Annotated in this window: 20 protein-coding genes; 10 read left to right on the forward strand and 10 right to left on the reverse strand. The window is 65.4% G+C overall.

Annotated elements, in window-relative coordinates; translation table 11 throughout:
* Window positions 1-3 precede the first annotated feature (3 nt).
* Window positions 4-1,203 carry a restriction endonuclease subunit S domain-containing protein gene (locus EBN03_RS30000; protein WP_199743030.1) on the reverse strand — a complete coding sequence of 400 codons (1,200 nt, stop codon included), beginning with the start codon at window positions 1,201-1,203 and terminating at the stop codon, window positions 4-6.
* Window positions 1,196-2,770 carry a type I restriction-modification system subunit M gene (locus EBN03_RS30005; protein WP_122191533.1) on the reverse strand — a complete coding sequence of 525 codons (1,575 nt, stop codon included), beginning with the start codon at window positions 2,768-2,770 and terminating at the stop codon, window positions 1,196-1,198. Before EBN03_RS30005 ends, EBN03_RS30000 begins: the two co-directional genes overlap by 8 nt.
* Before the next feature lie 304 nt (window positions 2,771-3,074).
* On the opposite strand from EBN03_RS30005, the gene EBN03_RS30010 reads away from it, so the two are divergent.
* Both EBN03_RS30010 and EBN03_RS30015 read left to right on the forward strand, forming a co-directional pair.
* Complete coding sequence (locus EBN03_RS30010; protein ID WP_122191534.1) at window positions 3,075-3,398, forward strand: transposase; 324 nt, start codon at window positions 3,075-3,077, stop codon at window positions 3,396-3,398.
* Window positions 3,398-4,327, forward strand: a complete 930-nt coding sequence (locus EBN03_RS30015; protein ID WP_122191535.1) for an IS3 family transposase — start codon at window positions 3,398-3,400, stop codon at window positions 4,325-4,327. Before EBN03_RS30010 ends, EBN03_RS30015 begins: the two co-directional genes overlap by 1 nt.
* Window positions 4,328-4,833: 506 nt before the next feature.
* Here EBN03_RS30015 and EBN03_RS30020 read toward each other — a convergent pair.
* From EBN03_RS30020 to EBN03_RS30035, 4 genes are read right to left on the reverse strand one after another with little or no spacing between them, the layout of a single operon-like run.
* The gene (locus EBN03_RS30020) at window positions 4,834-6,072 is read right to left on the reverse strand and encodes a Wadjet anti-phage system protein JetD domain-containing protein (protein WP_122191536.1); all 1,239 of its coding nucleotides are present in this window, start codon (window positions 6,070-6,072) and stop codon (window positions 4,834-4,836) included.
* Window positions 6,069-9,416, reverse strand: coding sequence for an ATP-binding protein (locus EBN03_RS30025; RefSeq protein ID WP_233608744.1), 3,348 nt, complete (start codon window positions 9,414-9,416; stop codon window positions 6,069-6,071). Before EBN03_RS30025 ends, EBN03_RS30020 begins: the two co-directional genes overlap by 4 nt.
* Window positions 9,417-9,418: 2 nt before the next feature.
* Entirely contained in the window at window positions 9,419-10,120 is a 702-nt protein-coding gene (locus tag EBN03_RS30030) for a DUF4194 domain-containing protein (protein WP_122191538.1), read from the reverse strand.
* Window positions 10,113-11,717, reverse strand: a complete 1,605-nt coding sequence (locus tag EBN03_RS30035) for a DUF3375 domain-containing protein (RefSeq protein ID WP_233608745.1) — start codon at window positions 11,715-11,717, stop codon at window positions 10,113-10,115. The genes EBN03_RS30030 and EBN03_RS30035 overlap by 8 nt, the downstream gene beginning before the upstream one ends.
* A 53-nt stretch (window positions 11,718-11,770) precedes the next feature.
* On the opposite strand from EBN03_RS30035, the gene EBN03_RS30040 reads away from it, so the two are divergent.
* The 5 genes from EBN03_RS30040 to EBN03_RS30060 all read left to right on the forward strand — a co-directional run bounded on the left by EBN03_RS30040 (window position 11,771) and on the right by EBN03_RS30060 (window position 14,770).
* A complete protein-coding gene (locus EBN03_RS30040) occupies window positions 11,771-12,100 on the forward strand; it encodes a WXG100 family type VII secretion target (RefSeq protein WP_122191540.1) in 330 nt (109 codons plus the stop codon).
* A gap of 4 nt (window positions 12,101-12,104) precedes the next feature.
* On the forward strand, window positions 12,105-12,392 hold the full coding sequence (locus tag EBN03_RS30045; protein ID WP_122191541.1) for a WXG100 family type VII secretion target: 288 nt from the start codon (window positions 12,105-12,107) through the stop codon (window positions 12,390-12,392).
* Entirely contained in the window at window positions 12,389-13,801 is a 1,413-nt protein-coding gene (locus EBN03_RS30050; RefSeq protein ID WP_122191542.1) for a WXG100-like domain-containing protein, read from the forward strand. The genes EBN03_RS30045 and EBN03_RS30050 overlap by 4 nt, the downstream gene beginning before the upstream one ends.
* Window positions 13,802-13,803: 2 nt before the next feature.
* On the forward strand, window positions 13,804-14,061 hold the full coding sequence (locus tag EBN03_RS30055; protein ID WP_122191543.1) for a hypothetical protein: 258 nt from the start codon (window positions 13,804-13,806) through the stop codon (window positions 14,059-14,061).
* Between the two features lie 259 nt (window positions 14,062-14,320).
* Entirely contained in the window at window positions 14,321-14,770 is a 450-nt protein-coding gene (locus EBN03_RS30060; RefSeq protein ID WP_147471761.1) for a hypothetical protein, read from the forward strand.
* A gap of 403 nt (window positions 14,771-15,173) precedes the next feature.
* Here the strand turns inward: EBN03_RS30060 and EBN03_RS30070 are convergent, their stop codons facing one another.
* A complete protein-coding gene (locus tag EBN03_RS30070; protein ID WP_122191545.1) occupies window positions 15,174-15,935 on the reverse strand; it encodes a class I SAM-dependent methyltransferase in 762 nt (253 codons plus the stop codon).
* A gap of 414 nt (window positions 15,936-16,349) precedes the next feature.
* Between EBN03_RS30070 and rmuC the strand changes: the two genes are divergently transcribed.
* Window positions 16,350-17,981 (forward strand): DNA recombination protein RmuC, encoded by a 1,632-nt coding sequence (gene rmuC, locus EBN03_RS30075; protein WP_147471762.1) that lies wholly within the window; start codon window positions 16,350-16,352, stop codon window positions 17,979-17,981.
* A 468-nt stretch (window positions 17,982-18,449) separates the two neighbouring features.
* Here rmuC and EBN03_RS34370 read toward each other — a convergent pair whose 3' ends face one another.
* Window positions 18,450-18,608, reverse strand: coding sequence for a hypothetical protein (locus EBN03_RS34370; protein WP_158675786.1), 159 nt, complete (start codon window positions 18,606-18,608; stop codon window positions 18,450-18,452).
* A gap of 239 nt (window positions 18,609-18,847) precedes the next feature.
* On the opposite strand from EBN03_RS34370, the gene EBN03_RS30080 reads away from it, so the two are divergent.
* The gene (locus EBN03_RS30080) at window positions 18,848-19,555 is read left to right on the forward strand and encodes a PAS and ANTAR domain-containing protein (RefSeq protein WP_233608737.1); all 708 of its coding nucleotides are present in this window, start codon (window positions 18,848-18,850) and stop codon (window positions 19,553-19,555) included.
* Between the two features lie 1,131 nt (window positions 19,556-20,686).
* Here EBN03_RS30080 and EBN03_RS30085 read toward each other — a convergent pair.
* The gene (locus tag EBN03_RS30085; protein ID WP_233608738.1) at window positions 20,687-22,324 is read right to left on the reverse strand and encodes a class I adenylate-forming enzyme family protein; all 1,638 of its coding nucleotides are present in this window, start codon (window positions 22,322-22,324) and stop codon (window positions 20,687-20,689) included.
* Window positions 22,321-23,979: a CoA transferase gene (locus EBN03_RS30090; RefSeq protein ID WP_158675787.1), complete on the reverse strand. Its 1,659-nt coding sequence runs from the start codon at window positions 23,977-23,979 to the stop codon at window positions 22,321-22,323. The genes EBN03_RS30085 and EBN03_RS30090 overlap by 4 nt, the downstream gene beginning before the upstream one ends.
* An 85-nt stretch (window positions 23,980-24,064) precedes the next feature.
* Between EBN03_RS30090 and EBN03_RS30095 the strand changes: the two genes are divergently transcribed.
* Window positions 24,065-25,243 (forward strand): acyl-CoA dehydrogenase family protein, encoded by a 1,179-nt coding sequence (locus EBN03_RS30095; RefSeq protein WP_122191550.1) that lies wholly within the window; start codon window positions 24,065-24,067, stop codon window positions 25,241-25,243.
* The last annotated feature ends 25 nt before the right edge of the window (window positions 25,244-25,268 follow it).

Consider the following 25,268-nt stretch of genomic DNA (forward strand, 5'->3'; position numbering starts at 1 on the left):
TGCTCAGATCTCCAACTCCGCGGACTCGATGTCGATGGTGCGGTCCAACAGCCCCGACAGCAGTGCCACCCGGACCGCACGGAGACGGACGGCCGCCGCCCGAGTCGCCGCCAAGGCAGAGTCCATCGCGTCAAGTTCCGCCGCAATCTCGCGTTGGCGGTCGAGCGACGGTAGCCGCACCGCCATGCCTTTCGCCCGCTTGGCGCTGATGTGCTTGATGTTCGTGCCGCCCGCGACCTCAAGGAAGGCCCTGGACTCGTAGGCCCACATGCTCCAGTGGAATACGAACTCAGGGACACAAACCCCTTGCAGTGCCCGGAGACGGAGCAAGGTCATCTGGGTGCAGACGGGCCCTGGGATCTCATCTCGCCACATGGCCGGCATCCCAACCGCATTCGCGCTTGCACTGCCCTCCGACACCACGACGTCGCCATATTGGAGGCTGAACTTCTTGCGTTCCGCCGGGTCGAAGTTCATTTCGAGGATGTCCGAAAGGTCGAGAGTCCCGTAGCCGACGTTCGCCGAACGGAGGTATGGCGTCATGTATGGGCCGGTTGCCCTGTCAGGTGTCCGGCGGACACCAGTGGAGAAATCGAAAGCGTACTCGGCCCTGACGGATTCAACCGCGTCGTCAGTGATGAGGTCGGCTCGTCGGCGACGCAGAACTGCTTTCAGCGTCCCTGCCTCCGTGTCGAGCGCGGCGATCTGGGCATCCACCGCACCGATGACCTCGACGATCCCCTCCTGCACCATCAGGGGCGGGACGAAGGTCGGGGCCTTCACGAAGACCGGCATTGTAGTGCGGCGGCGACGAACGATGGAGCCAATCGCATGCCTGTCGAAGTACGGTGTGAGCACACCACTTTCGAGGACCAACCCCCAGAACCGCGCGTCTTGCCCTTCGCGGGCTCGAAATACCGGGTAAACCGGGGAGGTCACGCCAGCACTGTCGCCAAGCCACTGCCCGACAGCTCCGGTCCAGAGAAGATAAGGGTTCCAGGCGATGTCCAGGGGCTGGAGAACCTTGTACTTGCTCGTGTCCTCGGTGGCGATCCTCTTGCTGAACACCTCGGTCTGGGGAACGACGCCGCGTCCCTCGGTGACGCTGAGCACTAGGTCAACAGACTTGTCGTTGTTTCGGACATCAACGTGCTCGAGGACATCGTCCAGAGTGCCTAGCTCCCACTCGGTGGGCTCAGTCATCGAAACCCTCGATCCCCGCGGACGCGAGCACCTGCAGCATGTGAGCTTCGGTTGCTTGTCGTTCGGCGCGGGCTAGGTTGTAAGCGTCGATGAGGGTGCCGAGGTCTTCGGCCTCAGCGGCGGCCTGCTTGATGTAGCGCCCGATGTTGAGGTCGTACCCGTTCGCCACGATCTCTGCTGTGGGAACGAGCCGCGCCAAGAGGCTGCCCTCGCGGCCCGCGTCCACCGGCTCGCCGTCGGCATCGAAGCTTGAAAGGTAGGCGGTCACCACATCGGCAATGTCCACGTCTGTCAGGACGTTTCGATTCTTGGCCTTGGTGATCCTTTTGGAGGCGTCGATGAAAAGCACCCCGTCTTTGCGCTCCAATGCCTTCGTTCCAGGTGCACGAAACACGAGGATGCAGGTAGGTATCGTTGTGCCGTAGAAGAGGTTCGATGGCAGACCGATTACGGCTTCCAACAGATCATCGTCTAGGATGCGCTGGCGAATGGCTGCTTCCTGGCCGCCACGAAACAGAACGCCATGCGGCAGAACAACACCGGCACGCCCGTTTTTCGGGTTCATCGATGCGATCATGTGCTGTACGAACGCCCAGTCTGCCGTCGACTGCGGTGCGACACCACCGATCGCACGCGGGTCTTTGTTCCAGGGCTTCCACTTCTGGGAATAGGGCGGGTTGGCGAGGATCACGTCAAACTTCGCGACGGACCCGTCGGGCTTCTTGAAGCGCGGCTCCTTCAGGGTGTCTCCGACCTCGACCTGGAACTGAGTGAGGTTGTGCATGAAGAGGTTCATGCGGGCCACACCCGCCATATCTGGGACAGATTCCTGCCCGTACAGGCGGAGCGTGTAGCCCCGACCGCCATGGGCTTTCAGGAGGTTCGCCGAAGCGATGAGCATGCCGCCCGAGCCGCATGTCGGGTCGTATACCGATTCGAACCCCTTGGGGTCCAGGAGCTCCACGATCAACTCCACGACTTCGCGCGGGGTGAAGAATTGGCCGGCGCGGGTCCCGGACCCGTCGGAGAACCGCTTCAGCAGGTACTCGTACGCGCCACCGAGCACGTCGTGGGACATGTTGCCTTCGTGCATCTTCGGGGTTCGGTTCATCGCCCGCATAACCGACGCCAACACTTCGCTCGATAGCACCTCTTCAGAAGTCCATGTCATGGATCCGAACAGGCGGGAGAACTTGTCAGGGTTGGCCGTCTCGATGGCCTGCAGGCAGGCGCGGACCCGCTGGCCGAGGCCGGGCTGGGTGATTGTGGCGAGGATCGACGACCACGAGGCGCGGCGCTCCTGCACGGTGCCCGGGTAGATGCACGGGATCTCGAACGATTGGTAGTCGCGATACTCGATCTCGCGGGCTTCCTCGGCGGAAAGATCGTCCAAGCCCTGGTTCTCGTCCAGGAACTCCTGGTGATGATGCTCCCAAGTATCTGATAGGTACTTCCAGAACATCAGCGGGAAGACGACCGAGGAGTACTGTGCTTCGGGCATCGCCACACGCAGCTCATCCGCTGCGTCCCACAACCGGTTCTCGATTTCCTGCTGAGTCACTGCCATCAGTCGGGGTGTCCTAGCTCATCAAAGGATGGTGACCCGGAGGCCCTGGTAGTAGGACGGGCACTGGCTGTCAACGTCCCACACAGAGGCTAACCGACATCACCGACAACGACGGTCGCAGGATCGGCAGCACCGACGGAAAGCACTGCGGTATAGGAGTTTTGTGCACCTGCGGGCGACCTGCTAGGGTCGTACACCAGCTATGCATGCGTCCGCAACTGCTGCCGTCAAGTAGCGTGAGGTTCACCCCGGGTAGTGGACACCTGATACGCAGGACCTGCGGTCCTGCTGGAAGGATGTCCGCATGCCTCCTCGCCAACGCCGGTCGTACTCGACCGAGTACAATGTCGAGGCCGCGCACCGGGTGATCGATACCGGGCGCACGATCGCCGAGGTCGCCCGCGAGCTCGGCATCAACGACGGCCTGCTCTCCAACTGGGTCAAGGCCGAACGCCGCCGCATCGCCGCGGCCGAGGTCGTCGGCGAGAAACCCTTGGACGCCGCCGAGCGGGCCGAGCTGCAGCGATTGCGGCGCCAAGTCGCCGAACTGGAGAAAGACAACCAGTTCCTGGTAAAAGCCTCGGCGTACTTTGCCGCGATGCAGAAGAACCGGACCGGTTCGAACTGATGGCGAAGTACGCCGCCCCCGACACACACGACATCACCGAGACCGCCGGCACCAGCCGCCCTGCGGGACAACGATTCTCGGTCCGCCGCATGGCACGCCTGCTGCAGGTGTCGAAATCCGGCTACTACGAGTGGGCGAAGCGTTGCACGGCAACGGTTCTCACCGGCCGGCAGCAACGGCGAGCCGACCTGACCGCCAAGATCGTCGAGGTCCACGCCGAGTCCGCTGGCACCTACGGCTCACCCCGGATCACCGGCGAACTGCGAGATCAGGGCGAGCGGGTCTCGGCCAAGACGGTCGCGAAGATCATGGCCTCGATCGGCCTGGAAGGCATCAGCCCCCGCACGTTCAAAATGCGGACCACAGTGCAGGATCCGACGGCGTCGTTCCCGCCGGATCTGGTGTCACGCAGGTTCGACCAGGGCCGCCCCGACGCGGTCTGGACGACGGATGTCACCTACCTGACCTGCGGTGAAGGTGACATGTTCCTCTGCGCTGTCCGCGACGGGCACACCCGCCGGGTCCTGGGCTACAGCATCACCGACCACATCGGCGCCGACATGGTCACCGCCGCCATCGACGCCGCGGTCGCGGCCCGCGGCGGCCGAGTCGAGGGCACGGTCCTGCATTCGGACCGCGGTGGCGAGTTCACCGCCGGATTGACCGCGCGAGCCTGCGCCCGACACGGGCTGCGGCGCTCGATGGGGGCGACCGGAATATGTTGGGACAACAGCGCATCCGAATCGTTGTGGTCGAGCTTCAAGCACGAGCACTACTATCGGCACGCCTACGCCACCAGAGCCGAACTCGTTGCCTCGGTTGACAATTGGATGGACTGGTACAACAATCACCGGCGGCACTCGTCGATCGGCGGAATCAGTCCCGTTCGCTACGAGCAGTCCCTGACAGTCGCAGCCCGAGCTGCTTGAACCCCTGTCCACCATTCGGGGTGAACCTCACCGGCCGGTGCCGGCCCCTGCGATACCAGTGCGAGGTGATGTTCGGCGGCAGCCGGGAAGCAGGCTGGCGACGGCCTAATCCCAGTTCGGGCGTCAGCATTCCTCCGGAGAGTTGCTGGTCGGCCCCGTTCCCATCCCCCTATAGAGCCTTTCCGCGGGCGCTATAAGAAAAGGATAGGAAGCTACTCATTCCGAGTGGGCCAGCTCCGGCGGCTACTCTGATACATCCCACGATGACCAGGTGTTTTCCAGTTGCCCATGTTTTACGTGTCCTGCCGGGGAAGCGAACCTGCGCAACGCAGGTGTCCCCCATCAGCGGCGTGTCTACAGATGGCCCGCGACGAGCGCAGCTCGTCGCCCCGGCTGAAAGGGCTGGAATTCGGCGCCCTTCACCATCCACACGGACCCCGGAAAATGGAGATGTCGATCGCGAAAACGCCGACCCGCTCGCGCCCGAAGACCCCGAATGCACTCACTTATGTTGCGACAGTTGATGATTCGATCAGCATTGCAACTTCGGTAAGTGGTATCTTCTCCTGTTCGATTCTCCGGAATGGTGCAGGTCCGGCGGTGGCGACGAAGTTGTAGGCGGCCGATTCCGCCTGGGACAGGTTGCCCAGCCGTGTGGCGCATGGTTTGAGCGGCCGACCTGCCTTGTCGTGGTTCACTCCGTGAGGGGCGAGCCTGTGTAGATCCGCAATGTCCATGAAGACGGAGTGGACGGTCCTCGCGGGCGATCCGTCCGAAATCGGCGTCGCCATCGCGGCGCGGAGTCGATCGAGGATCGCATATCCGTCGGCGTCGATATCACCCCAATAGGCGACATGTTCGGCCTCGCGTATCCAGGTGATGCCCGCGAGAAGGGACGCGGCAGCCTTGCCGCCTCCTTCGACGATGACGGCACCGCTCACCGGCGGGAACCAGAGCCGGCAGTCTCGGTTCTCCACGATCAGGACGACCCGCGGCCGGTAGGGCAGTTCCTGGATGTCGCCGGTGGTCCAGGCGTCGTGCCTGCGCCGGCTCAGGGCGATGTAGTCCGGGTCGACGTAGGTCAGGTGGACAACGGCCAGTCGGGGCCGGACCTCGTCGCGAACGCCACGTCCGGTCACCGTCTTCAACAGTTCGCCGTGGGTTTCCAGCCATTTCGAATGCATTCCCGGCACCGGCAGCTGGCGGGCGGTCCAGCTAGCGACATCGTGGTGGTCACGCAGCCAGGCCATCGCCTCGAACAGCACTGCGGTGTCGCAGTCTGCGAGGCGATAGACGGCCTTCAACGTGGTGGCGGTGAGAATCGCGCCGCCCACATCAAGAGACGCGGCAAGTGACCGGGCACGGTCGATGTCGTGCGCGGGGGGTGCACCGCGACCACGGGATACGAGTTCAGCAGCAGCAGCGAGATTCTCGGCGAACAGCGTGGCCGGGACGGCGTAGGTCACGCCCTGAATCGCGACCGGCTTGCGGATCAGCATGACGCCTTCGACACCATTGATGATTCGGGTTTCGAAGTCGCACCACGCGGTCTGCCAATCGTGCCAGGCGCTGAAGCCGATCCGCTCGACTGCTTTCCCGGTCGAGATCCCTGGGCGCAGCGGCACCGAGAAGCTGACGGGTTCGTTGATGCCGCGCTCGGCGCAGACTGCTTCCGCCCATTTGTTCTCGATCTTGCGGCGAACCGAGTCGACTGCACTGTCGGCGGTGACGAGGCTGGCGGTCATCGATCCTCCTGCGGCACAGCGACGATCGGCTTGGCTTGCGATACGTTCCGGGAGTTCTTCAGCACCAGGTATTCGGCTTCCACATGCGGTTCGATGGCGCTGTTCTTGTCGTTGGGTGCGCCGATGATGAGCTGGAATCCGAGGCCACGCCAGGCCCCGATGGCACGTCCGGTGTAGCGTGCGTCGGCCTTGATCAGCGCCTCGTCAAGGAAAACCGGGGCGTAGCGGGGCCGTTCGGCGCCGGCATCGCCCAGCTGGTAACGCAGTGCCGATCCGACGATGAAGGCAACGAGTTCTTGGGATTCACCGCCCGACTTTTCGCCGATATGATCGTAGAGCGCGACGTGCTCGCCTGCGGCGTTGAGCTTTTCAGCGCTGATACGGATGTGAGTGCGGACGTCGATCAGGTCCGCGAAGTCCGGAGCCGACCGGCGGATGCGGTCGATCACCTTCGCCATCCGAACGTAGGCGCGTTCCCGGCCGGCGTCGGTGTCTGCCGCGTCGATCACGCGCCGGACCTCCCGCAGCTCCTTGCGGAATCGTGCACGGACCGCCGAGTGACTTTCCTGGGGGTCGATCTGCAGGCGGTGGTCGTCGTCGGAGAACGGCAGGCTCGCGAGGATCCGGTTGACCGGTTCGATTCTGTCTCGGATCTCGCGTACCGCCGAGGAGAGTTCGCTGTCCAGGCTGGTGAGGTCGTTGCCTGACAGTCGCAGCAAGCTGTCGCGCCACTGCGATTCGAGTTCATGGAGTCGGCTGGTCTCCAAATCGGTCAGCAGACGGTCGAAGTCGCCATATGAGGATTCGGAGTCGGTACCGAGGTTCGGGTTGGGCCACCGCTCGACGAAGGTCGTGAACGTGTCCGCCAGTGCCTTTCTGGCATTGGCGATCGCGACCTCCGCGGCCCGACGATCCATGCTGAGCTGGTTGGCCACGCGCACGATAGCCGCCTCGAAATGCTCGACAGCCTTGTCGGCCGCCACGTCATCGCCCTGCGCCGTGCCGAACAACGTGTACAGGTAGTCGCGATGCTCGCCGTCTACCTCCCGACCGGACTGAGCTGCGGCCTCGAGCGCCTGCTGAGCGCGGGCCGCGTCTTTGTCGGTGCGTTCCCAGGCGTCGTCGAGTAGTTGCTTGTCACGCTTGGCCAGAGTGGCCTTCTCGGTGAGGTCCTTGACTCGGCCGGTCAGCTCCTTCAGTTTCTTCTGCAGCCGGCCGATTTCGGGATTGTCCGACGTGACATCGTTGATGATCTTCGTCCATCGGTCGTGCTCAGCAGCGACAGCGTCGACATCGACTTGCTCCCAGGACAGTTCGGTCACCGTCTTGTAGGCGCTGCGGCGGTCTTCGTAGGAGTCGAGGTCGGCCCGTGTTTTCTGCACGGTGGTGTCGGCTACCGATTTGCGTCTCGTGGCGTCGAGGATCTGTTCGTCGAGGCTTCTCAGCAGCCGATCGTTGGTGAAGCCCAGGACGTTGGGGCGTCCCTGACCGCCGTGCGCGCCGCGTGCACCGTCGGAGGTCTGACCTGTGATCGTGAGTGCCTTGGGGTACTGGGACAGCAGGCCAGGTGTGTCGACACAGAGATAGTCGAATCGTCGGGTGAGCTCGGTTTTCAGCCAGCCGGTGAACGGCGAGGGCCGATAGTCGAGGCGGCCGGCCAACCTGCGGGTGTCCAGTCGCACCTCGTCTCGCAATCCCGTTGGCGCGCCCTCGAATTGGATACGGCGGATGGTGCGCTCGGCGTTGATCTTTGTCCGGAACATGTCGAGATGGGCTGAGTCGATCAGCATCTTCGTGGCGAATCCGCCGAGCGCCAGATTGAACGCTTCACGCCACGGCTCGAACTCGGTGCGGACCTCGATCAGTTCACCGACGAACGGAAGTTCCTCCGGCGCAAGGCCAGCAGCCTTGGCGAGCGCCGCTCGGGCACGATGCAGGTCTGCGGGGATATTGTCGCGACGAGCACCCGCTTCTTCACGATCGGAGCGCAAAGAGGCCAGCGCCTTCGCTATGCCTTCCTGATCCGAAATGGCTGCGGCGAACCGATTCTGGGCGGTTTCCCTGGCCTTCTCGTCTCGGAGTTGTTGGTGTGCTTGCTCCACCAACGCGCTGAAGTCGTCGCGACCGGCGATCTCGACGCCGAGCTCTTTGAGGGCCTTGTCGAGTCGCGTACGGACCCCCGTGACGTCTTCGAGCCGTTTACTCACCTCACGGAGTTCCCGCTCAGCCTGACTCAATCGGTCGCCGCCGGAAAGCCGCAGGGTCTCCGCGACTCCCTCGAGTTCGGACTGCAGGGCCTCCGCCGACGCAGTTGCCGCGGTGACGGTGTCGTCCGCTTTCTTCCTGCGCTGGCGGAGATCTTCCTGCGCCGCTTCCAGTAGTTCGACACGCCGTTCCTGGCACCACAGTCCAGCCGACGCCGTCGGATCGGTGAACGACCCGATACCGTCGATCAATTGAAGCCGGTCGATCTCGTCGAGGATCGTCTGGCGATGTGCGCGGATCGGTGTCAGTGCGCGGACCTGCTGGCGGGCAACGGCCATCTGCTTGCGTGTGCTCGACAGGTCGTCGAACTGTTTGACCACTTCGTCGGCGGTGGCGAGTGTGGCGGGTTCTTCGAGGACCATGGTCTTGTAGAGGGCGTCGACGGTGGTGATCTGTTGTCCGGCTTGGATCCGGCCGAGCAGCGCGACAGCCTTGTTCCCGTCTCCGGCAGCGCCGATCCCCAAGGCGGCGTGCAGCTTCGCGGTGTACTCCTTGTCCGTCGGGTAGCAGGTCAGTCCCGCTGCTTTGACCGCCGACTCCGCGAGCCGTTTGCTCGCCGGCTCCACCAGAGCGTTAAGGTCGAAGGATCCATCGCAGGTGGCGCGCACCTGGACCAGGTCGTCGAGCGAGCGAGCCGTCAACGGCACGTACCACGCCCTCACAGCCGTAAATCTCGCCCCGGACCGATCAGTCCAGGTCATCGCGATCGCTGACCACGTGTCCCTGTCCTCACCGCGCAGCACCCGAGCCTTGGTCTCCCCGCCGGAACGGGATTCGTCGAGCTTGCCCCGCGCATAGGACAGGATGTTCCTTTGATCCTTGCCGCGGGGCCGCCCGACCACGCCTCCGTTGGAGGCGCCGTTGAAGGGCATCGTGTGGGGCATGATCAGTGCGATGTAGGAGTCCATCAGCGTGGACTTGCCTGACCCGGATTCGCCGCACAGCAAGGTCGCTCTGGGCGCGAACCGTACACGATGATGTCCGTCGTACCCGCCCCAGTTGACCAGTTGCAGATCCTCCGCCACCCACTGCTCACCGCGAGACGCCGCCGGAATGAGCCCGAAGAGCGTATCGATCATCGTCACAGCACGGCCCCCTCCGAATCGGCCACCGCGACGGCGCTGCCCTCGTTGCGGGCATGCAGCCAGCTCTTGATCTCGTTCAGCTTCTCCGCGCTCAGCACGATCTCCACCAACGGTGTGATCCGATATCTACCCGCGGTCTCCTCCTCGATCAGCCCTTCCCGGGCCAATCTCGCGACGGCACCGCGGATCTCCTGCTGCCCACGGGCCAGGTTGGTGTCGTCAGGGTCGTAATAGGTCAGCACCGTCTGCTCGAGATCCTCGATGTCGACTCGTGCGGACATCTCACCGGCGACCTGCTCCTGCTGAAATATTGTGCGCAGGTAGACCAATACCAGTGTCTCGGCCCGGCTGTAGGGTTCGTCCTTCAGCAGAATCGGTACATCGAGTTCCACCGACCGAACCTGCTCCTTATAGGCGACGCCGCGGTCGTGATCGATCACGAGGCGCACGAACATGTCGTGCATCCGTGACTCGACCAGTTGCTGGTTGTCCAGCAGGGTCCGCCACAGCCCCGGGCTCTTCTCGGCAAGCAGGTAGCGACGCTGCAACATTCGCACCAGCACCCGCCGAACATCCACAGCTAGAGTCCCCGCGTCGCCGGCGAACAACTCGACAGGGTCTTCCTCCATCGAGACGGGGTCGATGAATCCACCATCTGCCCCGTCGACCCACATGTCTTCAGCACCAGACTTATTCATCTTCAATCCCCTCCGTCGTCGTTCTGACCACGCCGCCGAGGGCGAATCGACGCCGGGTCAGGTCGGGCCGGACCGTGTCGACGATGACGACGTCCTCGGTTTCGGTCATGCCGGCACGGTGCGCGAGCTCGAGCAGACCGAGCAGATCCACCGGGCGGCGGATCTCCTCGGGAGCCGCACCGAAAGCTGCCGCGATATCACCGGAGCCGTCGCCGAGCTGTGCCAAGAAGTCCTCCAGAGCCGCGTAGTTCGGCCCGCCCCAGGCCCTGGTGTCGGTGTCCGGAATCGCTTCCTCGGCCCACTGCGCCAACGGCGCGGGCGGTTGTGGTGGCTGCGGATCTGTCAACGATCGACGAAGGTGCTCGATGGCCGCGGTCGGCAGGTGGCGCAGTGGCTCGATCGGCTCGCCACGCCGAGAGCTGGGCATCCATCGCTGAAATCCGGTCATCACATCGCGCAGCAACTCGTCGACTTCCCGGTCCCGCATCGGATCGTGGTTGCGCACCTGGGTCGTGATGACATGCGACGCCTGCCGCTGGGCGGCCAGCACTTCTTTCACACCGCGTTCGATCCGGCGCGCGATATCGGTGAAGTCCCGCCGCTGCGCCTCACTCAGCTGCCCGGTGAACCGGTGCCGCATCACCGTACGCAGCCGACTCGACAGGTCGTCGATCTGCTCCGGATCACCGATCAACCGCAGTGCGCCGGCGAACGCTCGCCCCTCGGGCGTCGTCTCCATGATCTGCTGGCCCCGCTCAAGGTACTCACGCAGCACTTCACCGGTCGGCCGTACGTCCTGTCGCAGATCAGCCACGACATCCCGCTGCATCGCTTTGATGGATTCCGCCACCCGGGCGAAGTCCGCTGGCAGCTCCCGTGCCAAATGTAGGACATTCTCCGCCTCCTCCACCAACCGTTCGTCCTCGACCGGCTCGATGTCGCCACCGCTCTCCAGCCTCCGCAGTTCCCGCTCGCGTTCCTCGATCTCCATCCGCAGGCGGGCCACCAAAGCCGCGACATCCGGATCAGCGTCGTTGGACAGCCGGCCGACAGCCTCTATCAAGGTCCGGACCCGCGACTCCGAGACTCGTGCACGGGACCCGCCGACTCGGCCGGCGACTTCCAGCGCACCTACACCGTGCGCGGACAGCCGGTACATCTCGCCCTGATCGTCGAGAACCTGGCGGATCAGCCACCCCGCGTTCACCCACTGACGGCACAGATCACGCGCATTCCCCACCGGCAACGGCAGCACGCTGTCGTCGCCGTATCCAGCTGCCCGCAACTGAATCAGTGCCGCGCTGATCTCCGCATGCGCGTCAGCCACAGCCACCGCAGGACGGTCTGCCGTGAACAAGCTTGCCAACATCGTGACTACGAACGGGGCATACGTCTGGTGGAGCAGATCGAGCATCGGAGTCTTGAATGCCCGAAGAGCCCCCTGATACGAACCCTCTATCCCGCGAAATCCCATCAACGCCAGGCTACTTCGACCCACCGACACAAGAGTCAAACCAGTCGTACCGGCTCCGGATCGCATCACCCACCCAGCCGAAACCGCAGCACCGACTGGAGCCTCCGCACGCCCGCTGGACACCGTCAAGTCCGTTTCGGTAGCTTCTCTTCGAGGCACCACCAGAGGGGGTTTGGATGGCGACCGGATTCGAAGCCGATATCGAACTGCTGAACAAGACCGCTGACTGGGTGGATCAGTTCGCGCAGAACCTGTCCGACCGGATCGACAAACACATGCGCGCTGTCCGGGATGTGATCGGCACGGAATGGACCGGCAGCGCTGCCACCTCGCACGAGGACCCCTGGACCGAATGGGAGCAGGCGGCTCGATCGGTCGTCAGCTCCTTCTACCAGGACTCCGGCGCTCTGCGAACCGTGGCGACCACGTACCTCACCACCGACGACGCACACGCTGATCAGTTGGGACACCTGACCGGCGGGCTGAGCCTGCCCCCGATCGGCTGAGACAGTGGGCAACTATCGGGCCGACCTCACCGGCATCTCGACATTGATCGACGACACCCACGCGTTGGAGAAGGCGCTCGAGGACGCTATCAGCGAACTCGACACTCAGATCGAGAGCCTGCACGTCTCATGGACCGGTGACGCCGCCGACTCCCACAGGGAAGCCCACACCGACCGGGTCAGCGCTGTCGGCGACATGCAGGATGCGCTGAAGGTGTTGCGTGACAAGCTGACCAAAGCCCACACGTCCTATACAGAAGGCGCCGAGGCCGCGCACGAGCGGTGGCCATGAGCCCCACCCCGACCGTCCCGGTCATCGTCTACCGGGCCGAGGACTACACCAACGCCGGACAGCTGTTCACCACTGCCGCCACCGAGATGGCAACGACCCACTACGCGGTGCACAACGTACTCGGAACTCTCGGCGGCATGGCCGGCGACGACTCCAACGGCCAGACCTGGGCTCAGAACTACGACGAAGCCGCCGGCCTCGCAATGAAGACCTCCGCCCAGCTCGGCAGAGCCGTCGCGCAACTGCGGAACACTATCGTGACCTGCGCCCACGACCATGAGTCAGCCGACGCCGGTGCCCACCACGACAACCAGCCGGCACCCCAACCACCAACCTTGCTGCCGGATCCGACGCTCGGCGAGGATGTGCCGTCGGCATACAAATACGGTGGAGGTGTCGGGGAACCCACCGGTTGGTCGCTGGTGAAGAAGTTCCTCGCTGTCGCCTGGCCCGACGGCCACCAGGACCAGCTGCATTCCGCAGGTGCGGCCTGGAAGACCGCGTCGACCGACTTCCACACCATCGCGACCGAATTTCCGAAGGCGATCGAGTTGCTCGGCAACCAACAGTCCACCGAGATCCAAACCGCGACAACCACGTGCAACGACCGCCAGACAGACATCAACGACCTCGGTGACGCGTGTCAGACCCTCGGCGAACTGTGCGAGGACTACGCCCACCAGCTCGATGACGCGCACAAGCAGATCTGCGACGAACTCGACGACCTCGTGCTCCAAACCGCCGGAATGGAAGTCGTGTTCGCCATCGGGTCCGTACTCGGGCCCGAGGTCGAGATCGGCGGGAACGCCGCCTGGGCAGCCCGGATCGGCAAGAGCGCGACGAAGATATCGGAGATCATCGGCAGGGTAGCCAGCCGGATCGCGGAGGTCGCCAAGACACTGAAACCGCTGGCCGAGCGGTTGAAGACCTTGTTCGCGCGCGTGAAGAAATGGGTCGACGACGCCTTGGCGAGGATGTTCAAGAAGCGCGGCGAATCTCTGCTGAACGAACATGGCATGTTCAGCCGGGATATGGCGCGCACGAGCCGTGAGGTGCTCGCCAGTGGAGACCACTTGCCACTGACTCCGGAGACAATCGCCGAATACGCACAGAAAGCCGGGCTGGACCTCAGCGGCGTCGAAGTCAGGATCGCATCGTCGGAAGACGACATCGCATACTACGATAACTATGCGCAGGCGCTGGCAAGCACGAAACCGGGACAGATTATCCTGGCCCCGTCAGCGTTTGCGGACGAGGAAACCTTGATGCGGACACTCGTGCACGAGAATTGTCATATCGAGCAGTATGCGGCCGGGCGCATCAATACCCTCACCATGAACGACATGGAAGACGAGGCGTATCGCGTTGATGCTGAATTCTGGGATCGATACACCAATGGAGGTAAGTAGCAGTGACTGCGACGTTCAAGGTCACGCGAATTTTCCATCTGACGTCGGAGCCGGTTCCGTTCGTGGTGGGGACCGCAACAGGTCTGATGTCGATCGGTGACGCAGTGGTCCTCAAGAAAGCCGACGGAACCCAGATTCGGGGAACCCTCGACTCCATGCACGTCAAGCGGAACGTCACGGGTGAGATCTCGATGATGTTCTCTGCTGAGATCTCCGAGAACGTCGAGGTCGGCGACGAGATTCGGACCGATGCCGGCTAGGCAGGCGGCCACCCAGTTAGGCGCGATAAGTTTGCGCATGCGATATCGGTAATGAGACCTTCAGTACCCGTCGCATCGTATCGGCGACCTCTTCGTGTGAACTTCTGCCGACCGATGTCGCGTCCATCGCATCACTGGCGACCGCCTGGTCCCCGGCGGATCGGTCCTACCCGGCCGAGACATCGAGCTGGTGGTTGCAGTCAGGTATGGACAGGATCGTGCATGGTGTACCGAGCTGAGACAAGGGACGTGGTCGACTGTGGATCTGCAGGCACGGGAACGAGAATTGGCGGCCCGGGCCGACCGGGTCCGGCGAGCTGGCCAACAGCTGGCTGATCGGGTAGCTGAACTGCGCGGCCGGGCAGAGGTTTCCGGAGTCGCTGTCGAGGTGAGTCCGAGCGGCGACATCACCAGGCTGACTATCGCTCCGCGGGCGATGAAGGAGTGGTCAGCCGACCGCCTCGCCGCCACCATCGTCCGATGCCAGCTGGCGGCCCGTGCCAACATCCGACGCCAGGTCGATGACGTTGTCATGAAGTCCGATCCAGGGTTCGTTCAGCACTGGCGTGAAATGCGCGGCATCGACGACAGCGAGCCGCAGCCGAAGGAGACGATGTCCGAGGCGGAGGTCCAGGCTGCCGACGATGCCTATTTCGAGTACCGGAACCGGAACGGGTGGAGCGCGCCGGAGCCGCCTGCCACCCGCTGACCTGACCGCGTGAATCGGCTACGGCGCTCCATCACCGGTCCGACGCGTCCGTCCGAGAACCCGCGAGCATCTCCGGTTTGTGTGCGGGCCTCGGCTCGTAGTCGTCTTCGGCCTCGGTGGAACCTCTTGGTGATACGCACCTCAAGCGGTCCGCATCATCGTTGATCCGCCGCTGCGACCCGCGCGTACATGAACATGTCACGCCCTGCTATCCCCAACCTGTTGCCAGCTGCGCAATAGTCCTTCGCGGCGAAAGCCGGCTTGCTCCGCTCCCTGCCCAACCACCCCCGCCACCTGAGGCAAGGTTGAACAGTTTCAGCGGATCTTGCCGACGTGTCGTCGATGTCGCCAGGCGAAACGGCCCACCCGGCCACGGTGGGCGGTGAGCAGTTCGCGATCGTACTCAGCGCATCACAGCCCGGATCACCGTCGTGCGCAGCGGCAGGAGGAACTCGCCGGCACCGGTCTCCGGGCGGCTGAGCAGGAAGGCGGTGATGCCGTCCAGTATCTGGGCCCGTTCCTGCGGTGAGATGACAAGGGTGTGCGAATGGGTGCCGATCGTGGCCGTGAGTCCTGCCGCGGTGGTCCTCATACTGTGCGTGAATTCGGCCGTTTCGAACGGGTGGAACATCGGATGCACGGGCAGCGCTTCCACATTCGGGCCAGCCTTCTTCGACACCGACGATGCCGCCACGTCGGCGAGTTCACGGACCCAGCCGACCTCACGATCATCGTCGTTCCACAACCCGGCCAAGACACCGCCGGGCCGGAGCACCCGAGCGATCTCCGGAAACGCGTGGTCGAGGTCGAACCAGTGCATCGCCTGCCCGGCGACCACGGCGTCGACCGAACTATCGGGCAGCGGAACAGCTTCCGCGCTGCCGTCCAGCACACTCACCTGCGGGTAGTGCCGGGTGAATTCCGCGCGCATCGCCGGATCGGGCTCGACCGCTGTGACGGTGGCACCGCAGGCCAGCAGCCCGCCGGTCAGCTTGCCGGTGCCCGCCCCCAGATCGAGCACGACCGGTGTACCGTTCATCGGCTGTAGTGCCCAGCGGATCCCGTCGAGCGGGTAGTCCGGCCGGTGCGCTGAATAGGTTTCGGCCGTCGGCCCGAACGAATTCGCCCGGCGTGCCCGCAGTTCCACCTCGTCCGCCTCGGTCATCTGGCCACCCGAGCGACAGACCTGTCGCGTCGCAGCGAGATTTCGCGCGGCACCACAGGCGGCGGTCCGGAACCGGCCCGTGCCGAGGTCACCAGCGCCCGCTACCTGCTCCGGCTCGGGGGGACGAAGCGCAGGAGCGCAATCCTGACCGGCGCCGCCACCGTACAGAACGGCGCCCGATCACAGCCCACATCGACGTCGCGGGTCACTCAGCGCCACCCAGAAGGCGTTGGGAGCATGTCGGATTCGACCGACCGACACCAAAAATCGCACCGGAGTCATTCATTGCCGGGCCAGCCGATTGGACGGAACGCGCGAGAACACCGGCAGTCCACACCACGCCCCGCTGGACCATTCGGACAATTCGGTAGCAGATCAATTGCCGCGCATCGATTCTTGTCGGTGCTTGGTGGCATGCTCGCGGCGGACCGGCATCGTGATGAATTGTCGCTGGTCGCTCATGTCACCTGGTCGGCCCGTTTCGGGTCGTCTTTGAAGCCGTTGAGTCATGGAGGGTTTGGCGTGTCCGGTTCGATTGTCTCGTTTGTTGCGGTTGTGGTGGTCGTGGCAGTGATCGCTGCTGCGGCCGGTTATCTGGCCGCGCGCGGTCGCGCGGCGGTGGTAGCCGAGCGGGCGCGCCAGGATCAGGAGGCCGCGGGACGGGCTCGCGCGGAGCGGGATGACGCTCGCGCACAGGTCGATTCACTACGCCGGCAGCTGCAGGACCAATCCACAGTGGCGGCGGGTCTGCAGGCCGAGCTGATCGCCGAGCGTGATCAGCTCGAACGGGCTCGCACCGACCTGGCGGACACCGCGGCGAAGGCCGAGTCGCTGTCCGAGCAGCTCCAGCGGGCGATCGCGACGCAGTCGGCGGTCGAGACCCAGCTCGACAGTGAGCGCCAGCGCTTCGCCGGCGAGCTGGCTCAGCTGCGTGAGACGCAGACGCAGATGCAACAGGCGGTGACCCGGATGGCCGGCGAGGTCATGCAAAAGTCGGGTGCCGAGTTGATCCAGCGGTTCACCGAGATGACCGATCACCGGGCGAAAGCCGCTGTCGGGGAGCTGGATCAGCGCAAGGCCGCGACCGAGGAGATGCTTGCACCGTTGCGTCAGGAGCTCGGGCAGTTCAGCACGGCGTTGACTGCGTTCCAGGAGAACAATATCGGCCAGTTCTCGTCGGTCACAGAGCAGATCAAGGCGTCGAATCTCGCTAGCGAGCAGCTCCGCAGGGAAACCGCGCAGCTGACCAACGCGTTGCGTAAGCCGGATGTGCGCGGGCAGTGGGGCGAGGTCCAGCTGCGCACGCTGGTCGAGGCCGCTGGCATGGTCGAGCACGTCGACTTCGAGCAGCAGGTGCGGGTCGTCACCGACGAGGACGCCGTACTGCGGCCCGACATGGTGGTCCACCTCGGAGGCGGCCGCAACGTCGTCGTCGATGCCAAGGCGCCGTTCGCGGCCTTTCTCGACGCGCACGGAGCCGACGATGACGACACTCGCAAGAAATGCGCGGCGGCGCACGCCCGTAACGTCCGTCGGCACGTCGATAACCTTGCGGGCAAGCAGTATTGGGCTCAGTTCTCAAGCAGTCCGGAGTACGTTCTGATGTTCTTGCCGGCTGACGCGTTCCTGCACGCCGCGCTCGACGAGGACCGCAGCCTGTGGGACGACGCATTCCGCAGCAAGGTCATCCTCACCACACCGACGACTCTGCTGATGTCGCTGCGAACCGTCGCGCAGATGTGGCAGCAGCAGGAACGTGCCGAGAACGCCGACCAGATCGCGCAACTCGGGCGCGACCTGTACAACCGGTTCGCCAAGATGGCCGTCCATCTCAACGCGACCGGAGCCGGGCTGACTCGCGCGGTCGATGCGTTCAACAAGACGATCGGCTCGTTCGAGGGGCGCGTGATTCCTGGTGCCCGCAAGCTCGCGGAGCTGGCGGTGGTGACTACCCCGACGAAGGACCTGACACCGGTGGAACTCAGCGTGCGCGCCGTCGCCTTCCCGAGCCCGGTCGACACCGGCGACGACACCAGCGTGGCCTAACGCCGAGGTTCCCCCGCGCCCGGACCCGGTACCCGCGGGGGGGAACCAGCCCCGGCGGTCGCTGGGGCTGGTTCCTGTAGTTGCGTGTGCCGCGATAGTGCGATCAAGTTCTCGAACGCGATCAGAACCCGCCGGGTCATGCAGGAATCCTCTGTCGCACTTGAGATCGAGCAGTCCGGCCACGGCAAAGGACTCGGTTGCGACACCTGCTACCAAGCGGCTGAGCGAGCGGCTCAGTTCCTGCGCCGCCGTTCCGGGTCGTGCCCCCGTACTAAGCCGTCGGACCCAACGAGGACAGCGCGTTCGCGTTCACGCGCGGCACGATCCGAGCCCGCGCCTTGGCTACTTGACGTTCCTCTCACTCGAGTGCCCGAGCTGATCGGCCGTCGCCTTCGATCCGAGCTTGGCCATCACTGTGCAAGCGCCGGTCTTCCGGGTGGTGCCGAGAGTGACCCACTCGAACTCGGTTCAGCGGGCGCTGTTCCATGCGCGCCGTATGTTGCTCAGATAGCGCACCGTGCCCTGCCGGGACGAGAACACCAGCTTCAGCCGATTCGGAGTCTTACGAGCGAGATAGTCGTTGTACAACCGTCGGAAGACCGGCAGGGCCCACAGCGGGATCGGCATACACCGGACACCGTCCTCACCGGTCTTCGTGTGCGGCTGACGGGTGGCCAGGACCACACCGGCCTGCGGTTGTTCTGCGGACCGTGCCGCAACGACGGCAGGGACGAGATGCAGCGGCTCACCCGCCTGCGCGAGAAGTGATGCCGACGCCAGACGGAACCACCAGCACTCCTCCGTCCCCGCCCTGCGGTGGTGTGTCTGCGCTGGTAGATGCACTTATGCGGTGGGATACTCATGGCGTGGGATCTCCCGCTGAGCCACCGGCAGAGCCGGGCTCGCCCGAGACGAAGCCCTCCGAGCCCGCGACGGCACCGGAGCCGACGAATGCGTCCGCCGGACCGCGGACAGGGAGTTTCCGGTTCTGGTTCGCCACCCGCCGCTGGGAGTGGTCACCCGAGATGTACATCATGCACGGCTACACCCCCGGCGAGGTGGAACCGACCACCGACCTGCTCCTCGAGCACAAACACCCCGACGACCGCGACGAGGTCGCCGCGATCATCTCCGACTCACTCGCCGACGGCACACCGTTCTCGAGCCGGCACCGCTTCCTCGACACCCACGGCGTCGAACACGAGGTGCTGGTGGTCGCCGATCGCATCCACGATGCCGAGGGCCGGGTGGTCGGTACCGCGGGTTACTACGTCGACCTGTCGAGCACTATCGCTACCGCCGGCGAGGAAGCATTGAACGAGCAGCTGCCTGAGCTGATGAAGGCCCGCGCGGCGATCGAGCAGGCCAAGGGCGTGCTGATGCGCATCTACCGCATCGACGCCGACCAAGCGTTCAAGCTGCTGGTGTGGCGGTCCCAGGAGACCAACACCCGTCTCCGCGACCTCGCCGAACGGCTGATCACCGAACTGCCCGACGTCCCGGCCGTGCCGGAAACAACCGTCACGGAGTTCGACCACCTCCTGCTCACACTCCACGAACGCATCCAGCGCTGACGCGCGACCGAATCCGCTTCTCGGTGTTCGGAAACCGACCTTGATCTCAACCGGTCGGCGCATCGCTGCTGAATTTCCGGGCCCTTTCGCCGTGCGGGCGATCCACCGCCGGCAGCGACCCAGACGATGCTCCGTTAGCGATCGGTCAGGGCGTTGTCGGGATGGACTCGAAACCGCTACGCTGCACCACCTCTCGCCTGCAGAGCCTGCAATAGATTGGCATGGAATGACTTTCGTCCTGCATCGACCCAATTCGAGGACTTCCCGATTGCCGGAGAAGCCCAACGGGCGGCGATCCTGACAGAAGGAGCCGTTACGGAGCAGGTCTGCCACACCGCCAGACACGACGGACGATGAAAAATGAATCGAAACCGTGGGGTAAACGCGGGGTTGGGCGGAATAGAAACAGGTCAGGACCGAAACAATTCGGCCCTGACCTGCATCAATGGGTGGAGCTAAGGGGACTCGAACCCCTGACCCCCACAGGGAGGTTCATGAGACTCATCGGTCTGGCGAGGTATCGGCGTTCGGACCGACTCCAACGGTCGTCTCCGCGACAGCATCGGGCGCGGCCGAGCCAACCGGCCATAAGTCCGACGAATCATGTTCGGCGACAACAGAATCCAGCGCGAAGTGAGGAACTCCCGCTTGGACCGAACTGCACGGCCTCCCCATCCGGCGACCCTGGAAGACCCCACATCGGATACCCGACCTCAACTGACGGGTCGTCAGAACGTCAAGTCAACCGGTAGCAACGCAGCGTCTCCTGGCCACGGCGACCGAGCCGGTCGTGATGCCGGAGTAGACAATTGAGCAGGGAAGATGGCGACACGGACGAAGATGTATCTTCAAGTCCGCGCTCGGTCGCGCCCAGAAACCGGCACCTGATCGACGACGAAAGCGCGGGGTAACCGTGGGGCAGGCTCGAGTCTGCGCCCGCACCCGAGGCACAAGACACGGGCGCTCGGACAGCGGACCGGAAATCAGGACCCGATAAGCGATGCTGCGCCACGCTCGTCCGCCGCGATCACTGCGCGTGAGCGCTCGGCGCGATCGACGTCGACACAGGTCGAGCGGCTGCGGCCGGGCCGGTCGCGGGCGTCTTCTCCTGCATCCGCTGGGTTGCGCGGTTCAGCCTTCAGTGTGGACGGCACGCTCCCGAAGGACGCGGCGGTCGACCTTTCCCGCGGGTCCCAAAGGGAGCGTGGGCAATTGGAGCAAGCGCTCGGGAAGTTTGCGCGGCTCCAGGCCGGCGGCGAGCAGATGTCCGGTGAGGTCGTCGAGCGTCAGCGGCACGGTGGCGGCGATACAGGCGCACATTCGTTCTCCATATAGCGGATCGGGTACCGCGACACAGGCGACGTCGGTGACCGCCGGGTGGGTGATCAGCAGTGATTCGACTTCTGCGGGGCTGATGTTGAGGCCGCCGCGGATGACCACGTCCTTGCGGCGGCCCACGACGGTGAGGTAGCCGTCCGAATCGAGGATGCCGAGGTCACCGGTCCTGGTCCAGCCGTCGGGAGTGCGTAGCGCGTGGTCTAGGGCTCGGTCACCGACATAGCAGATCGGTGACATGGGCCCGCGCGACAGGATCTCGCCGACCGAGCCGGCCGGCAGGTCGATGCCGGCCGAGTCCGTGATTCGGATGTCGGCGACCACCGGATCGGGTCGGCCGGCGGTCGTCGCCCGTTCGGGTGGGTCGTCGAGCGCGGTGTGGCAGGACACGCCGTCGGCGGAGCCGTAGAGATTGACGACCGGGCACCCCAGGAGGTCTCGTCCCTTCCGGACGGTCAGCTCGTCGATGGCCGAACCGCCGACCACGACCGCCCGCAGGCTCGAGGTATCCGTAGTGGCCAGCGCCGGATGATCGAGCACCATGCGCAGCATCGTCGGTACGCCGAGCAGGTGTGTGGGCCGAGCCTTGTCGATCATCGCGAGGGTCGCCGCGGCGTCGAATTTCGGCTGCAGGACCAAGGTAGCGCCGAAGGCGGCGAGCGTGACGGCCGTGCCGCTGGAGCCGAACGCCGACGCGAGGGGCACCAGAAACATGTTGCGCATGGTCGCCGGGTTGTCGGCGAGTGCGGCCAGCGTCGCGCCGCGGCCGCCGGTGAGGGCGTTGTGGGAGTAGAGCACCATCTTGGGTTCGGCTTCCGAACCCGAGGTGACCAGGATCCGGGCCGGGCCGTCGGGATCGGTGGACCGAGGACGGAATTCGCCGGCATCGGTGGCCAGCAGGGCGTGGAGCGGGACGCAGCCGCGCGCGGCGTGCCGGCCGACGGCGATGACCGCGCGCAGGGCGGGCAGGTCCGCCGCGAGCTCGCGAATGCTTCCGGCACAGGGGAATCCGTTGTACTCGGCGGGAGTGATTACCGCGACCGCGTGCGAACGCCGCAGCAGGCTCGCCGCCTCCCGGCTGCCGCGGCCGACCGGGAACGGTAGGACGACGGCCCCCAGCGCGGCGACGGCGAGATCGACGGCGCAGGCCAGGCGGCTGTTCGGAAGCTGAACGGCCACAACGTCGTCGGTGCCGATCCCGAGAGCGGCCAGCCCGGTCGCCAGCCGGCGGGCCTGATCGTCGAGTTCGGCGTAGGTGACGACACCGTCGGCGTCGACGACCGCGGGCTTGTCCGGATGCCGGGTGCGGTGGCGGGCGAACAGATCGTAGACATCTCGCCCCGGGTAGTACCCGGACCGCGCCCAGGAACGCCGGAGCCCGGCCGGCACCAGATCCGAATACCAGTGCGTAGCAGTACTTTCAGCACCGATCACGACAGACTCCAGGGCCGGTTCAGTGCGGGGCATCCGGCGTCGTCGCGACCGATCACATCGGCGAACCGGGTATCGGTGAGCAGGTCGGCGAGGTCGGTGGTGACCGGCACCTGCCCGGCCGCCCAGCCGCCCCCGGCCGGATGCGGCTGCCGGTCGGCGGTTGCGGACCGAATGCCGTAGCCACGCAGCATGTTCGAGGCACCGAGCAGGCTGCTCTCTACCGCGATGCCAGAGCCGGTGCGTTGCCGCTGAAGCAGGCCCACGACGGTCGCCTCGGCGCCCAGGACCCCACCGAGCACGTCGACCAGGGTCATCAGTGAGGGTGCCGGCGGTTCGCCCGGTGGGCCGACCAGGTCCGCGAGACCGGTGCGGGCCTGCACCATGAAGTCGGTGCCGGGCGGCAGGTGGTCGAGGTCGGCTCCGGACCAGCCCGAGGTGTAGGTGTAGACGGTGCCGGGCGGAAGGTGATCCGCCGACAGCTGCAGCTGCTCGGCCTTTCCAGGAGCCCAATTATGGAGGAACACATCGGATTCAGCGACCATTGCTCGCAGGAGCTCGCGATCGGCTTCGGCCTTGATGTCGAATTCCACCGCAGCCTTGTGCCGGTTCAAGGCCAGCCACCGCGACGAGACCTCGCCGTTGTACGGCGGCATCTCTCGCAGCGGATCACCCCCGGGTGGTTCGATCCGGGTGACGTCGGCGCCGAGCAACCGGAGCAGATGCGCGGCCAACGGCGCCTGGACCCGGCGGCCCGCCTCCAGCACGGTGATGCCGGTCAGTGGTGCCGCGATCGGTGATTCTCGACTCCTGGAGGCAGCTGGTGAATTCGGTACCGGCACGACCGTCCACGGTGTGGGTAGCGAATCCGGGGCGGGAGTGTCGGGTTCGTCCGCGCCGTACAGTCGGCACACGTGCAAGCCGGTCCGCGCCGCGACTGCCGTGAGCTCGGTGAAGGTCCGGGCACGGGTCGACTCGTGAAGGGATTCGGCCAGCGGTGCGGTCGCGGTGGCGTAGCGGAACTGGAAAGGCCGCCAGCCGCGCCGCAGGTCCTTCGGGTCAGCACCCAACGCGGTCCAGAACGCGCCCCACGGTTCCGGTTGCAGTGACTCGATCTCGAACCGGATGCCGTCGGCGCTGGTGAACGGTGGCCCACCGGGCGCGAGGGACACGGCCTCGGGGTCGTCCGCGCCGGCCGCGGCCAGGTACTGCGAGATCGCCAACAGCGCGGCCTCGGCGACACTGGTTCGCACCGTGGCCGATTCGCCCGGCGCGGTCAGCAGACTCGCAAGCAATGCGGTGGCGGCCACGGTGCCCGCTACGGTTTCGCAGTAGTCGACCGACAACCCACTCGGGCGGCCGGCGCGACGGCCGTTGACCTGCATTACGCCGCAGATTGCCTGTACCGCAGTCTCATTCGTGAGCGCTGGATCGGTGATCGGCCCACCCCAGTCCACGAGCAGCTCGCGCCGCGTGCCGTCGGCGAGTGTGAGCAGCGCGGTGGCCGCCGCCGCACCCGACCGGTCACCGCCTGTGACCGTCGCGCCCAACGCGCGCAGGTGGCCGCGCAGTACCTCGGCGGCCGCGCCGGATCCGTCGACGATCGCGGCTGCCCCTGTGAGTAGCGGGTCCGGGATGGTTGCGTGTGCCGGCTCCATTGCGCGCCTTCCGCCGAATTCGGGTGTGTAGTCAACAAGTCGGGCGCGTGGGCACCACAGTTCCGGCGAATGGTGTGATCTGGACATGACCTCCGAAGCGCATTCCGAGTCCGGCCCGTCCGCCACCCTGCCGCTACTGGTGCGGGATTTCGTTGATTCCCAGGTCATTCCACGCGAAGACGCGCTCGAAGCCGGTGAGCGGGACAGCTGGGAGGCGCTACGCGATCGAGCGACCGCGGCCGGACTGTGGGCGTTGCCACTGCCGGTCGAGCACGGCGGTGGCGGTCTCCCACTGGCGGACTATCTCGCCCTCGCCGAACTCGAGGGCCGCAGCGACTACGGGCCGGATGCCCTCGGTTCGGCCTGCCTGCTCACCGTCCGGATGCTCGACGCGCACGCACAACGGGAGCTTCGGGCGGCGCTCGTCCCCGAGTTGGTGTGCGGCAGAGCCGGATCCGCGTATGCCATGACCGAACCGGGCGTGGCCGGATCCGATCCCGCCGGCCTGCGGACCACCGCTGTCCCGGACGGGTCCGGTGGCTGGATCGTGACCGGCCGCAAATGGTTCATCACCGGGGCCGCCCGCGCCGACTGGGTGCTGGTGGTCGCCCGCACCGGCGCTGATCTACCGGTCCGGCAAGCTTTCTCGATCCTGGCGGTGCCCACGACCGCGCCCGGGTTCCGGGTGGTTCGCGAACTCGACGTCCTCGGCGCGGGCGGTCAGTACGAGATCGCGTTCGACCAGGTGCGGGTACCCGGCACTCATCTGCTCGGTGCCGTCGGCGCCGGAATGACCCTGGCCGCAGAACGTTTGGCGCTCGGCCGCACGTTGCGGGCACTGCGCTGGATCGGCCAGGCACAGCGCGCAGTGGAACAGCTCGCTCGGCGGGCGACCGCACGGCGGCTCGGTGACGGATATCTCGCCGACCGGCAGCTGATCCAGCAACTGGTCTTCGAGTCCGAATTGCAGGTGCGGTCGGCCCGGCTGCTCGCGACCGAGGCCGGCACCCTGGTCGCCGCCGGTGCACCGGCGCGGATCGAGGTCAGCCTGGCGAAGACCGCGGCCGCTCGCGCGCTGAGCACCGCGGTGGACGCGGCGATACAGGTGCACGGCGCTGAAGGTCTCAGCACTGCCAGCGGCCTGCCCCGGCTACTGCGTACCGCGCGCGCGGCCCGCATCCTCGACGGCTCCGACGAATTCCACGTCAGCAGCACCGCCCGCCGTCTGCTCCGCGACTACTCGGACACGGCCACGATGGGCTGAGGATATCGCCGGTGCGACCGGGAAT

It is taken from the genome of Nocardia stercoris (assembly GCF_003696265.1).
Lineage (GTDB): Bacteria > Actinomycetota > Actinomycetes > Mycobacteriales > Mycobacteriaceae > Nocardia > Nocardia stercoris.